Raw genomic sequence first — 13,862 nt, forward strand, 5'->3', positions numbered from 1 at the left:
CCTCCCACATCGAACGTAGTCAATTCCCCACACCTGCATTAAACTTCCTTTACCGCACACTTCCGCATTCCGACTTCCCACCTCCGACTTCCCATGTCCTCCTCGACGCCCAAACACACCAACGCCCTCGCCAGCGAAAAATCCCCCTACCTTCAGCAGCACGCGCACAACCCCGTCAACTGGATGCCCTGGGGCGAAGCCGCCTTCAAAAAAGCCCGTGACGAAGACAAACCCATCCTCCTCTCCATCGGCTACTCCACCTGTCACTGGTGCCACGTCATGGAACGCGAATCCTTTGAAAACGAAGCCATCGCCGCCGTCCTCAACGAACATTTTATCAATGTCAAAGTCGACCGCGAAGAACGTCCCGACGTCGACCTCACCTACATGACTTATGTCCAGGCCGTCAATGGCAGCGGCGGCTGGCCCATGAATGTCTGGCTCACTCCGGAATTAAAACCCTTCTTTGGCGGCACCTATTTCCCCCCCGAAGACAAGGCTGGTCGCATGGGCTTCAAGCGCCTCAGCGAAGAAATCGCCCGCGTCTGGCGCGAAGACAAGGCCAACGTCATCGCCCGCAGCCATGAAACCGTCGAAAAACTCCAGGGCTACATCAACGACGAACAAAACGCCCACGACGCCTCCTTCGACACCGTCTCCAAAAAAGCCTACGACGACATCTCCGGTGCCTTCGACTACCACGAAGGCGGTTTCAGCACCGCCCCCAAATTCCCCCGACCCGTCACCCTCAACCTTCTCTGGCGTTTAAAAAGCCACCTCGCCCGCAAGGAAGAAACCAGCGGCGACGCCAACTGGGCCGAGGCCATGGCCAAAACCACCCTCACCAAAATGGCCCACGGCGGCATGCGCGACCACCTCGGCGGCGGCTTCCACCGTTATTCCGTCGACGGCTACTGGCACATCCCTCACTACGAAAAGATGCTCTACGATCAGGCGCAGCTCGCCGTCGCCTACCTCGAAGGTCATCAAATCACCGGTAGCCCCTTCTACGCCAGCATCGCCCGCTCCACCCTCGAATACTGCCAGCGCGACCTCGGCCATCCCGACGGTGGATACTACTCCGCCGAAGACGCCGACAGCTACCAAGACCACACCCTTACCGAGAAATCCGAAGGGGCTTATTACATCTGGACCGCCGCCGAAATCGACGAACTCCTCGGCAAACAGGAAGGCAGCATCTTCCGCTACGCCTACGGAGCCCGACGCGACGGCAACGCTCGTCCCGAAAGCGATCCTCAGGGCGAACTCAAAGGCACCAACACCCTCTTCCGCGCCTTCTCCGTCAAAAAAACCGCCGAATTCTTCAAACTCGAAGAACCCCAAATCGAAGACATCCTCACCCGCGGCCGCGCCACCCTCCTCGAAGCCCGCGGCAAACGTCCCCACCCCCATCTCGACGACAAAATCATCACCGCCTGGAACGGCATGATGCTCAGCGCCCTCGCCAAAGCCGCAAGCATCCTCAACGACCCGGCCTACCTCACCCGCGCCAAAAACTGCGCCACCTTCCTCAAACAAAACCTCAGCACCGACGGCAAAAACCTCCGCCGCAGCTGGCGCAACGGTCAGGCCGACGACCTCGCCTTCGCCCCCGACTACGCCCTTCTCATCCAGGGCCTCCTCGACCTCTACGAAGCCACCTTCGAACTCCCCTGGCTGCAATGGGCCGTCGACCTCCAGAACGAATTCGACACCAGCTACGGCGACCCCGAAAAAGGCGGCTATTACACCGTCAGCAAAAACATCCCCAACTCCGTCCTTCAGGTCAAAGAAGACTACGACGGCGCCGAACCCAGCCCCAACTCCATCGCCTCCCTCAACTTGTTGCGCCTCGCAAGCATGCTCGCCCGCGACTCCTATCGCGACACCGCCGCCAAAACCCTCAATCTCTTCGGTCAAAGCATGGAAAAAGCCCCCATCACCGTCCCTGCCATGGTCACCGCCCTCGACTACCAGCAGCACGGCAACATGGAAATCGTCTTTGCCGGCAACCTAGCCGACCCCACCATGCAAGACCTCGTCAAGGAAGTCCGCCAAAAATTCCTCCCCCACGCCGTCCTCCTCCACGCCGATGGCGGCGAATCCCAAGCCTTCCTGGCTCAAGCCAACGAAGCCATCGCCCACATGCAACCCGTCGGCGGCAAACCCTCCGTCTACGTCTGCAAAAACCACACCTGCCAGGCCCCCGTCACCACCGTTGAAGCCTTAAACAAAGCCCTGCAACTCGCCTGAAGAATCACTGGAGCGCCAATTGAGAGTGCCAACACTGGGAGTGCCGACGTGTCGTCGGCAAGAACCTTCCATTAGTCATCAAGCCGTCAAAATACTAATTATGGCCAGCACGTCCGTCCGGATTCCCGAACCGCTCCACTGTGCCATCAAGGATTCGACGTTTGGCGCTGCCGCACACCTCAACTGAATATGTGGACACCCTATCGCAAGTGGAAGCATTCTCTTATCTTCCCGCTCGTCGTCTTGGCGTGGCTCTTAATGAAAGGTGAGCCTGAGTTGTCTCCGCAGTGGTTTATCGGATTGGGTATTGCTGTAACGTTGGGAGTCGCCTACCTCGCCGAGGAGATTTGGTGGATATCCCAGCGCCAAGGACGACCTTGTGGGCATTGCGGCCAGAAGGTCCAGATGAAATCTCTCCGTGTGCACACCGCTTGTCCTCACTGCGACCAGCCACTTGAATAGTTTCCATGGAATTGATTGGTAGTCCGACGAAGCTCGCCGCGCCGAACAAGGTTTTATTGGGCAACCGCTGGGGTTGCTCTGTCGGTTATTCTCTCCACCAATCTAACCCGCCATCCCGTCTCGACGCTCACCCCGCCCCATCAGTGCCAGCGCTTGAACGTCAGGCCTCTTCCACGTTCACCCCCATATGAAAACCTATCGCTTTCTACTGTGGATACTGAGCTGGCTTGCGGGACATGCTTTGAGTGCGGAACTGCCGAATCTGAATGCGCTTACGCCTGACCTCACGGTTCCCAAGGTCACTCGTGAGGAGGCAGCAGCAGGACGCCGCGTGGAGGCGGTTACCACTGGCTGGGAGCAAACGCAGGTCAGGCACGCGCTCTATTTGCCGCGCGACTGGAAGCCGGGAACAAAATTGCCTGTGCTTGTGGAGTTTGCGGGGAATGGCGGTTTTCGGAACAAGCTGGGTGATGTCTCGGATGGGACGGTGGATGGCTGTGTGCTGGGCTACGGGCTGAGCGGAGGGGAGGGTTTCATTTGGGTATGTTTGCCTTTTGTTGAGATTGCCGCTGATGGGACCAAGCAAAACTGCACAACCTGGTGGGGAGAGGTGGCCGAGACCAGGCGATACTGCCTGGCGACGGTGCGCGACGTGTGCGCCCGCTATGGTGGCGATGTTTCGCGGGTGGTGCTCTGCGGCTTTTCACGCGGAGCGATTGCGTGCAATTACGTCGGTTTGCATGACGAGGAAATAGCGTCGCTGTGGCGGGCCTTTTTTTGCCACAGCCATTACGATGGGGTGCGCGTGTGGCCTTATCCCCATTCGGATGAGGCCGCCGCCATCAAACGACTTCAGAGGCTTGGAGGTCGCGAACAGTGGATTTCCCATGAAGGAACGATTCTCGCCGCGCAGAATTTTATCGAGCGCAGCGGCGTGCAGGCTCCGTTCACTTTCGTCCCGATTCCCTATGCCAATCACAGCGCCGCATGGGTGCTGCACAACATCCCGGAGCGCCAGCAAGCGCGCGACTGGCTGGCGCGCGTCATCCATTAACGGCTTTCCATACGTTGACACTTGCTTCCAGAGGGACTGACCACTTTCGCCGAAATCTCCATTTTTGAAGAATAACACCCGAATATCCGAGTTATTTTGCAGGGGAAATCGGATAGAACATCGATAAATCTTCAAAATTGAAGCATGTAGGGTGATCTTATCCTCCAAAACGTCATATTAACCGTCTGTTCTGCTAAACCTATGTCAGACATTGATCTCATAAACCACAGCCGTATAGGTCAATTTGGTCGGATTCCAGTATACCTTTGTCATGAAGATGGTTGCTGGCTTGGTCAACCAACCCGTGAACCGTCAAGCGTTGCCATCCGCAATGCCATTTGTATCGGAGGAGGCAGTGGTGAACATCCAGCCGCAGTATACAACGCCCCTTGGCACTGCGTTCAGGCATTCGTCTCACAAACTTTGGAAGTGAATCCAGAGGTTATTTTTTGCGAAGGACTCACCGAGGCCGAATGGAAGCATCGCTTCTATTCTGATTTCGAACCATACAAAGAGGATATGACTTTTCCGAGGTGGATGGCTGAATGTGTTGGGGAATTTCTTTTCTTTATGGTTCAAGACATTGATGAGAGAATCCAAGACTTACGCTTAGAGCATTCTGAGATCGTTCATCCTATTTACGAAATGATTTCGATTCCCTGGCATCCATATTCAGCCAGACCTGAATACTGGAAAATTCAGAAGCAGAACAAGTCGCTCCATCCAACGGCGGGTAACGCTCCTGTTTGAATTCGGGCTTCCTTCCCCGCCGTGGATGAGCTAAACGTTAGTGCAGGAAATTGAAGAGCATGGACTACAAAGCAACCGTTGAAGCCTGGGCTTCTCCTGACTCCGTTGACTGGGTAACCGTTCGTGACGCGCTGGGCCAATACCTACGAACAGTCGTCGCGACATTCAGTATGCAGAACCCACAAGAGGAGGTGTATGGGATTTTGATCTCGCGTGGGCAGAACTGGGAGCTATCGACTTACCTTAACACCGAGAGGGGATACGCTAGCATGCCCGCTCGTTTCCGTCCCATGACGAGAAACAGCCCTGAGAGGACCGATGAAGAGATTCTGGCCATGCTGGGGCGATGGTATTTCGAGGCCTGGGAGTTTGATCTCTACGAGTTCAAGTGCGCTCACGAGGTTGGCGAAGTCAACGAAGCCAATTACGAGCTCTTTGATCGCCTGAGCGCCGTTGACTCGGTAGACCATGATGATCTGAGTAACCGATTTCTCCATGTGTGTGCTGGCTCCGTGGCAGCCTTGGAGCAGAGTCCCGAAATTCAGGTCCTGCGCAAGACCGCCGATTTCCAGATCCGTTTCTTTGACGCTAACTGTCACGAGTGGGAGACTGGCCCAATCATGGCTTCTGCACGGAAAGAGATAGACGAATCCCAAACGCACTAACAAGTCGCGTCGTGGAAGGGCTTTCAGCCCTCCATGCGCTCCGACGTCAGCAAAAGAAAAACAGCCTAATGCAACACATCTTAAACAACAAAGCCACGGCAATCCTGGTTCCCGCGATCGTCGGACTTGGGGGCGCGGCACTTTCTGTCCGGGCTTTCGAGCAGTATGGATGGAGCCTGTTTCTCGGCCTTCCCATCGTCGTCAGCTTTTTGGCCGCATTTGCTTGGAGTTATCGAAGGCAACGGACATTTGGCAGCGCTTACGGTGTATCGTGCTTGAGCATTCTGTCACTGGGTGGGCTGATCCTGATTTTCGCGCTGGATGGTTTGATTTGCCTGCTTATGGCTCTACCGCTCGCTCTCGTTCTGGCTTTGATTGGCGCCGCTTTGGGGCGGCTGGTTGGATCGGCAGTTGGCGGTGCAGCCGGTGCCACGGTCGCTTTGTTGCTATCACTCTCGTTTCCGTTTCTTGTCGGATTTGAGCACGCGACAACCTCCGCCCCCGTGATCCGCAAGGTTTCCACTTCAGTTCTCATCCATGGACGGATCGAAGATGTTTGGGACACTGTGATTGCTTTCCCCAAGATTACAGAAAAGCCGGGCATCATCTTCCGTCTTGGAATTGCTTATCCGATTGAGGCTCGCATCGAGGGCCACGGGGTTGGAGCGATTCGTTATTGCGTGTTTTCCACAGGAAGTTTCGTGGAGCCGATCACGGAGTGGGATGCTCCTCATCGTCTTTCCTTCGACGTAACTGAGAATCCCCCACCCATGAAGGAGCTTTCCATCTACAAGGATTTACACGCTCCGCATCTGCACGAACACATGGTTTCGGACAGGGGACAGTTTCGACTTTCTGAGCAGGGCGATCAGGTTCTGCTGGAAGGCACCACCTGGTATTCCCACAGCATTTCACCGGAGTTCTATTGGGGTTTGGTTTCCGATGAGATCATTCATCGCATCCATCTTCGAGTTCTGAATCACATCAAACACCACACTGAAAAGAACCACCAACCCTCAAGTTGACGCTCCTAAAGGACCGCACCTAAGGGACGGACCGCACCTAAGGGACGGACACTTTATTTCCGGACACTTTATTTCCGACTACGTCCTATTGACGCGAAACGGCGACAGCGAATGTCCCCTGACCCGGGCATCCCACACACTTTGAAGTTCGCACTACCAACCCCGTCCCTCACCAATTAGATTCCGAGAACATGGACATCACGGCTTTACCATTTAACCAATTCATAGGCGTCGAGCGAGCGACCGAGGAAGGACGGACGCTGGCATTGCCTGAAGGAGCCCGCTACACCAACCATCTTGGAACGGTTCACGCAAGTGCCCTGATGTCATTGGCCGAGGCTTCAAGCGGTGACGCGCTGATCAGAGCCTTGGGCGATTTGCCTATCCCGATTGTTCCCGTTGTCAGGCGGTTCGAGTGCAAGTTCCGGAAGCCAGCCAGAGGAAGACTGACAAGTTCCGCCAGTCTCAGTTATCAAGTGTGTTCCCACCTTCGACAGTCGATAGCCGCGAAGGGGAGAGCCACCGCGGAGATTGCCGTGGACATCCACGATGAGGCGGACACCCATGTTCTGTCTGCCGTGGTCGAGTGGTTTATCGCCAAGCACTAGCTATGAGAACTCAAAAGAACGATCCCCGCCAAACGAGGGCGAACCCATGTTGAATCTTGCCCTGCCGCGTGAGCCGCATCACCCAAGCGAAGCCCAATGACAGATCCTGACGCAGGAAAGATAACCCCGCCGTCGTAGTTACGGGCGAACGTCAACGAAGCTGGTGGCTTCTTTGAATCTCTGCAAAGCGCACTCTACGCCATGATGAGAAGCGAGGCGCGAGAATCAGCGCACATACTGCGTGCGGGTGTGAGCCCAAAAGGATTTAAGATTGATGAAGCGGACGAGGTCGGATAGGTTGAAAGAAATAGTTTTCATAAGCCGCCAGGTTCCGCCTGCCTAAGGTCCCTGACATGTTTGTAAACCCACCGTGTTCATGCCGATCCACGCCCCGCACCAGCCTCACCCCCGCGAAGCGGCTTCGTTCAACAAGGCTCATGCACTCAACCTTCAGTCGCTTGGGTTCCTTCGGCGAGTGATGCGCATCGTTGTGCCAAAGAAAATGCGACCAGCTCTTCTCATTTTATCCCTCTGCAATGCCCTGCTTCTGAATTCGTGTTCGGACACCAACAGCGGGAACGATCCGGGGGACGCTGAACCCTACTCAGGTGCTGATCACGAATCGATCGCGAGCTATTTTGGCGGGGTTCGGCCTGGCTCGCATTATTTCTATTTTCCAGATGACGGAACGGTCTTCATACTTAACCGCTCATCCGGCGAACATGATTGGACAGATTCGGAGGGGCTCTCCGGCTTCTTGACACGATCCGGGAGCGAACTCAAAGGATGGATCGTTTACACGACCGTCTACCATTCTTTCGAGACACCAGAAGACTTTGGGATCTTGCACAACTACCTGATGAAAAACCATTACAGCACCCAATCGCTCCCGAGCAATCCCCACCCACTAGCAACAGAAACGCGGGCACAACAAGGCGGCGCATCGAACGGGCTATAGCCCGTCCGATGGGCTTGAACGTTATGCCCCAAGCTGACATCATTGTTCTCGTTCTTGGCTGGAGCGCTCTTTTTGCATTCGGCCTCGCCTCGTTGGCCTTTGATGCTCTTTTTGCCAAGATCGGCGTGCGGACCGTCCGGTTGCTTTCGTTGGGTCGCATTCGCATGGATCCATCTTGCGGCAGTGAGTCGGTTCTGGCCACAACGTTCGGATTCATCTTCGCCGTTTTGATCATCCTTGGCATTTGTCATCTCTTTCAATCCCCGTGAGGACGGTTCATGCCTAAATCCCGTGTTGCCTGCTTCGAGACAAAGGCCACCAAGGTCAACGGTTGCTGACCAAATGATCGACTATTGCCCTCTTGACGTTAGACGGCGAACGGGAAGCGGCGGGGATGCTCGCCACGCTTTGACGTCCTGTGTCGCTTCCGCCCCATATTCGTTGGTCAGGGGTCTCAGTGGACGGTGACCATATTTTCCAGGGCGTCCACTGCATCGTGAACGTTGATTCTCGGTTTTGCGTCGGGTTTGCTGGCCCCATCGGCAGGAGGATCAAAATAAGCAATGTGCTGAACAACGAGGATTTCAATCGGTGCCGTGCGATGTTTGAAAAGCAGGCCACTTCCCTCGCCACCCGGGCCTGCACCAAGAAACACATGAAGCACCTGTCTTTCAGACTGTTCACGAAAACCGACGGGTTTCGCTTTTTTGTTCCCTGCCGATTGCATCTTCTTCTGGAGTTCGATACTGAAAGCTTCCTGAGATTTTCGTTTCTCACCGAATGCTTCACCTATTTTGAAGACGGAGATGGTATAACTGTATTCCGTAGCCTGACTGTCCCCGAAATGGTAGGCCGCCAAGGGTTGTCCGTAAGTATCTAGCCAGTGTGAAGAATGGTTTTCAATCCGAATGGGGAAAAGGTTGGCTGGCTTGTCAAAATGCAGCACGTCAGCCATCGACAGTTTGGGGTCGATGGTATAGCGGGGAGGATCGCAGGAACACAGGATTCCGCTGAGAAACAGGGCGATGAGTGTTCGAACGTTGGTTGGCATGTTTCCAAAAAAGGGGGGGGAAGTGCTTCTTTGAGACTATCTCAAGTAGTCAATACTTGGTGCGAAAATGCGCAACCATAAAAAAAACCGGCAGCCTTTGCGGGTGCCGGTTTTTGATGAAGTAGAAGCTGTGCCGTCGAGTTAAATCGAATCGGATTACAGGGCGGCGGTGAGCATGGTCTCGAGTTTGACGATGTCCTTGGCGAAGTTGCGGATGCCTTCGGCGGTTTTTTCGGTGGCCATGGCGTCTTCGTTGAGAGACCAACGGAAGGTTTTTTCGTCGTTGACGAGTTTTTCGATGCTGAGGCTCTTGGCGTTGGCGGCGTTGAGTTTTGGTTCGATGGGTTCATCAGCGGCCTGAAGTTCGCCGAGGAGACCGGGGCTGATGGTCAACAGGTCGCAGCCGGCGAGTTCGGTGATCTCGCCTTTGTTGCGGAAGCTGGCACCCATGACTTCGGTTTTGTAGTCGAAGTGTTTGTAATAGTTGTAGATCTCGGTGACGGAAAGCACGCCGGGGTCTTCCGCAGGGGTGTAGTCTTTGCCGGTGCTCTTCTTATACCAGTCGAGGATACGACCAACGAAAGGAGAGATGAGTTTGATGCCGCCTTCGGCGCAGGCAACGGCCTGGGCGAGGGAGAACAAAAGGGTGAGGTTGCAGTTGATGCCTTCTTTTTGAAGCACTTCAGCGGCTTTGATACCTTCCCAGGTGGAGGCGATTTTGATGAGGATGCGCTCGCGGGGAATGCCGGCTTTTTCGTAAAGACCGATGATGTGGCGGGCTTTGCTGATGTTGGCGTCGGTGTCGAAGGAAAGACGGGCGTCGACCTCGGTGGAAACGCGACCGGGAACGATTTTGAGGATCTCGATGCCGAAGTTCACCAGGATGGAGTCGGTGATGGCGTCAAGCAGCCCGGCACCGCTGAGGGAGGAGCCTTTGTGGTCGGCAATGGCCTTGTCGACGAGGGGCTTGTATTCGGCCTTTTGGGAGGCGGCGAGGATGAGGGAGGGATTGGTGGTGGCGTCCTGGGGTTTGTAGGCGCGCATGGCTTCGAAGTCGCCGGTGTCTGCCACCACGGTGGTGTGCTGCTTGAGTTGGTCGAGTTGGTTCATGACTTTACGATTAGGGGTGAGATGATAGGTCGGTTGTGGCAAAGGGGCAAGTGGCGAAATGGTGAGGGGATTTTTGATGTTGGGTTTGGTCTTGACCGTGGGGGAAGCCCACGTGAGGCTGAGCGATATGCCCCGGGTTTCTGATCTTCATGTTGTCGCGAACACTCCCCTGCCTGCACCGCAGGTGTTGAGTCGGGAAATTCCCCGCAGTGATGCGCATGCGGGATTTGTGGTGAAGTCGCGCGAGGAGATCGCCCGGGTGCTGGCGGGCGTGGATGAGCGGTTTTTGGTGATCGTGGGGCCTTGTTCGATCCATGATCTGAAGGCGGGTCGGGAATATGCGCAGCGTCTGGCGGGGTTGGCGGAGGAGGTGAAGGACCGGATGTTGCTGGTGATGAGGGTGTATTTTGAAAAACCGCGCACGACGGTGGGATGGAAGGGGTTGATCATGGATCCGCATCTGGATGGGACGAATGACATTCCGACCGGACTGCGCATGGCGCGGACGTTCTTGCGTGAGGTGCTGGAGCTGGGGTTGCCGACGGCGACGGAGATGCTGGACCCGATCACGCCGCAATTCATCGCGGATCTGACTTGCTGGAGTGCGATCGGGGCGCGGACGACGGAGTCTCAGACGCACCGTCAGATGGCGAGCGGGTTGTCGATGCCGGTGGGTTTCAAAAATGCGACGGCGGGTTCGGTGGTGGCGGCGATCAATGGCATCAAGGCGGCGATGCAGCCGCAGACATTTTTGGGGATCAATGAGGAAGGGCGGGCGAGCGTGGTGACAACGACGGGCAATGCGGCCAGTCATTTGATTTTACGAGGCGGCGATGAGGGGCCGAATTTTGATGAGGGGTCGGTGGGCCAGGCGCTGGCGGCGTTGCAGAAAAATGGACTGGCACCGAAGGTGATGATCGATGCGAGCCATGCGAACTGCGGCAAGGATTGCCGCAAGATGCCGGACACGTTCCGGGAGATCGTGAGGCAGCGGAAGGCAGGGGCGACGGGGATTATTGGGGCGATGCTGGAGAGCAACCTGGTGGCCGGGGCGCAGGCGATGGCAGAGTCGCGCGAGGCGTTGGTGTATGGACAGTCGATCACGGATCAGTGCATTGACTGGGAGACGACGGTGGCGTTGTTGCGGGAGGTTTGAGTTTGTGGAAAGTAGAAGGGCCGTCCCGGCCCTTTTGCTGTGAAATGAAAGGCTCGGGACGAGCCTTCTACTTTCTTAAAAATCGAGGAGGATCTCGGCTCGGCGGTTTTTTGAGCGACCGTCGGGGTTGTCGGTGCCGGCGGGGTTTACGGTGGGGAACAGAGGGTCAGCAGCACCGAAGCCCCCGGTTTCGACTTGGGCGAGGGGGCCCTGGAAGTCGAGGAGGGCTTGTTTGACGGCGGCGGCGCGTTTGTTGGAGAGGTTGAGATTGTAGCGGTCGCTGCCCATGGCGTCGGTGTAACCGCCGATTTTCAGTTTGCTGGCGGGGCTGGCTTTGAGAATGCCGGCGACGATTTCAAGCTGGCGTTTGGCGCGGGGATGAAGGATGTCGGAGTCGTATTCGAAATAAAGGGCGATGGATTCGCCGCCTTTGGGATTGCTGACGAGAGGGGTGTAAGGGACGCCGGCTTGAGGGGAGGATTTGGCGTTGTCCTCGAGGATTTTGGAAAGGTTGAGTCCGATGACGCGCCAGCCTTGTTGGGGAAGTTTTTCCATTTCGAGACCAAATTCGGTGCCTTCGCTGCTGAGTTTGGACTGCACCTTGGCGATGATCCAGCTGGTGGTGTCTGTGGCGACGGTGCTCATGAGAGGACGGTTGCGCTGGAGGCTGTATTGGCCGTCTTCAAACACGATGCAGAGGGCGGCGAGTTTGATGCTGGAGACGCGTTCTTCGTCGATGTGTTTGCGGGCGGTTTCGTAATCGGGCTTAAGAAGCGCGGTGACGAAGTCGGAGGCAAAGGTGAGGGAGTCGGGCTCTTCCGCTACGCTGATGAGAGGCATGGGGGCGGGTTTCATGCCTGGAGCGGGAGCAGAACCTGGTGTTGAGGTTGTGGGCGAAGCGGCGGGTGCGCTGGCGAGGGCGGGGGCGAGTTCTTTGGGAAGGGCGATGCCGGCGACTTTCCAGCCCATTTTGTCGTCCTTGATCACGTCGATCAGCAGACGGTGGGGAGAGGGGCTGTTGTCGCGATTAAGAAGGGGGATGGCGAGGCGCAGGGTGCTGCCGGTCTGGCCGATGATTTGAACTTGATCGGGTTTGGCGGGCAGGTAGCCGAGATCTTTGAGTTTGCGCAGGGTTTCGAGGACGGCGGGTTGCTGGGCAGGATCGCCAGCGGCAATGAGGGCGGCGGCTTCGGAGAGGTCGGGCGCACTCATGCTGCGCGCGAGTTGTTCTCCAAGATCGGCAGGACGGGCGAAACCGAAGGCGGGTTTGGCGGGAGGAGCAGGAGCCGGAGCGGGTGAGGGAGGAGCGGCCGGTTTGGGATCGGTGGATTTTGGAGCGACAGGCGCGGTGGCGACAGGAGTGCTTGGAGCGGAGGCAACGGCTGATGCTGCAGCTTTTTCTTCGATGCGTTTTTTCGTGAAGATGAAGAACACGGCAACGCTGGCAGCCAGGGCGGCGACGATGATGAGCAAGGGGGCAAGAGCGTTGCCGCGTGGGTTTTTGAGACCGGGGTGCTGACGAAGGGCGGGGAGCATAAGCATTTAATATTCCAGCACGATGGGCTATTGGTCTAGGGAAGCATGGGATGGCGTTGGCGTCAAAGATCAAGATGGGATCAGCCTCAATCCTGCGGGCGCGGCTGCATGGTGGCGGTGATGGTGCGGCGTTGTTGGTTGCGAAGGATGTCGAAGACGATGGAGCGACCGATGGGGGTGGCGCTGGCAACGATATACACTTCGTCAGGGTGTTCGAGGGGGTCGCCATTGAGGCCGATGATGACGTCGTCGGGGCGCAGCCCGGCGTTGGCGGCGGAGGATTGGGGGACGACTTCGTTGATGGTGACGCCGATGCGACCGGGGCTGACCTCGATCACGACTTCGTCCATGGTGATGCCGAGGAAGCCGGTGGGGACGGTTTTTTCTTTGATGATGGTGTCGAAGGCAACGCGTGCTTCGTTGGCGGGGATGGCGAATCCGACGCCCTGCCAGGTGTTGACTTGTGAGTTGCCGCTGCGGATGGAGAAGTTGATGCCGACGATTTCACCGTGGATGTCGACGAGCGGGCCGCCAGAGTTGCCGGGGTTGATGACGGTATCGGTTTGAAAAATGTTGCCGGTTTGGGCGCTGTTGCGGCGCGCGCTGATGATGCCCTGGGTGAAGGATCCGCTGAGACCGAAAGGGTTGCCGACAGCGAAGACAGTCTGACCGACTCTTACCTGATCGGAATTGGCGAATTTCAAAACGGGAAAGTTATGGTCGGCATCGACGATTTTGATGACGGCGATGTCGGCCTTTGGATTGGTGCCGATGAACTCGGCTTTGTAGCTTTTTTGGTCGTTGGTGGTGACGCGGATTTCGAGGGCGTTGGCGATAACGTGGTGATTGGTGAGAATGTGGCCTTCCTTGGTGATGATGACGCCGGAGCCGAGACTGGGGACGACTTCGAGGCGGCTGAAGAGGCTGTTGAGTCGTTCCTTTTGGAGGTTTTGGGTGTCGATGCTGACGACACAAGGAAGGGTCCGCTGGGCGAGCGCGGAAATTTCTTCATCAAGGCGGCTGAGGGCGGGAGTGGCGGTGCGGTTGGGTGGGGTCGGTAGCGATGGAGGGGTTGCTGGTGTCGATGTTGATGACGGCGCGGTGCTGTCGGGTTTTTTGTCGAGGAGGTCAAACAGGCCTTCGTTGGGCTGGCGGGTGCGCCATTGTTTGTAGAGCCAGCCAGCGAGGATGAAGAGAAGGAGCGCGAGGAAGATGCGGCGGACGTGGGACATGG

At 56.7% G+C, this 13,862-nt stretch carries 12 protein-coding genes; 8 read left to right on the plus strand and 4 right to left on the minus strand.

The features are described 5' to 3' along the window. Window positions 1-93 precede the first annotated feature (93 nt). The 7 genes from FEM03_RS12725 (at window position 94) to FEM03_RS12755 (ending at window position 7,775) form a co-directional block, all read left to right on the plus strand. On the plus strand, window positions 94-2,253 hold the full coding sequence (locus FEM03_RS12725; protein WP_138086637.1) for a thioredoxin domain-containing protein: 2,160 nt from the start codon (window positions 94-96) through the stop codon (window positions 2,251-2,253). Window positions 2,254-2,902: 649 nt separating this feature from the next. After that, complete coding sequence (locus FEM03_RS12730; RefSeq protein ID WP_138086638.1) at window positions 2,903-3,769, plus strand: alpha/beta hydrolase; 867 nt, start codon at window positions 2,903-2,905, stop codon at window positions 3,767-3,769. A gap of 201 nt (window positions 3,770-3,970) precedes the next feature. Further along, window positions 3,971-4,519, plus strand: a complete 549-nt coding sequence (locus FEM03_RS12735) for a hypothetical protein (protein ID WP_138086639.1) — start codon at window positions 3,971-3,973, stop codon at window positions 4,517-4,519. 59 nt (window positions 4,520-4,578) lie between these two features. Next, window positions 4,579-5,184 (plus strand): hypothetical protein, encoded by a 606-nt coding sequence (locus FEM03_RS12740; RefSeq protein ID WP_138086640.1) that lies wholly within the window; start codon window positions 4,579-4,581, stop codon window positions 5,182-5,184. Between the two features lie 11 nt (window positions 5,185-5,195). Next, a complete protein-coding gene (locus FEM03_RS12745; RefSeq protein ID WP_138086641.1) occupies window positions 5,196-6,209 on the plus strand; it encodes an SRPBCC family protein in 1,014 nt (337 codons plus the stop codon). A 191-nt stretch (window positions 6,210-6,400) separates the two neighbouring features. Further along, window positions 6,401-6,817, plus strand: a complete 417-nt coding sequence (locus FEM03_RS12750; protein WP_138086642.1) for a PaaI family thioesterase — start codon at window positions 6,401-6,403, stop codon at window positions 6,815-6,817. A gap of 376 nt (window positions 6,818-7,193) precedes the next feature. Continuing rightward, complete coding sequence (locus tag FEM03_RS12755; RefSeq protein ID WP_138086643.1) at window positions 7,194-7,775, plus strand: hypothetical protein; 582 nt, start codon at window positions 7,194-7,196, stop codon at window positions 7,773-7,775. Between the two features lie 454 nt (window positions 7,776-8,229). Here the strand turns inward: FEM03_RS12755 and FEM03_RS12760 are convergent, their stop codons facing one another. Beyond that, on the minus strand, window positions 8,230-8,826 hold the full coding sequence (locus tag FEM03_RS12760) for a hypothetical protein (protein ID WP_138086644.1): 597 nt from the start codon (window positions 8,824-8,826) through the stop codon (window positions 8,230-8,232). A 156-nt stretch (window positions 8,827-8,982) separates the two neighbouring features. Continuing rightward, on the minus strand, window positions 8,983-9,936 hold the full coding sequence (gene tal, locus FEM03_RS12765; protein ID WP_138086645.1) for a transaldolase: 954 nt from the start codon (window positions 9,934-9,936) through the stop codon (window positions 8,983-8,985). Window positions 9,937-10,063: 127 nt separating this feature from the next. Here tal and FEM03_RS12770 point away from each other — a divergent pair, with 127 nt between their 5' ends. After that, entirely contained in the window at window positions 10,064-11,092 is a 1,029-nt protein-coding gene (locus FEM03_RS12770; RefSeq protein WP_138086646.1) for a 3-deoxy-7-phosphoheptulonate synthase, read from the plus strand. A gap of 75 nt (window positions 11,093-11,167) precedes the next feature. Here the strand turns inward: FEM03_RS12770 and FEM03_RS12775 are convergent, their stop codons facing one another. Together FEM03_RS12775 and FEM03_RS12780 are read right to left on the minus strand one after the other, a co-directional pair. Beyond that, on the minus strand, window positions 11,168-12,634 hold the full coding sequence (locus FEM03_RS12775; RefSeq protein ID WP_138086647.1) for an OmpA family protein: 1,467 nt from the start codon (window positions 12,632-12,634) through the stop codon (window positions 11,168-11,170). Window positions 12,635-12,714: 80 nt separating this feature from the next. Further along, on the minus strand, window positions 12,715-13,860 hold the full coding sequence (locus tag FEM03_RS12780; RefSeq protein ID WP_138086648.1) for a S1C family serine protease: 1,146 nt from the start codon (window positions 13,858-13,860) through the stop codon (window positions 12,715-12,717). Window positions 13,861-13,862 lie beyond the last annotated feature (2 nt).

Source organism: Phragmitibacter flavus (assembly GCF_005780165.1).
In the GTDB taxonomy this organism is placed as follows: Bacteria; Verrucomicrobiota; Verrucomicrobiia; order Verrucomicrobiales; family Verrucomicrobiaceae; genus Phragmitibacter; species Phragmitibacter flavus.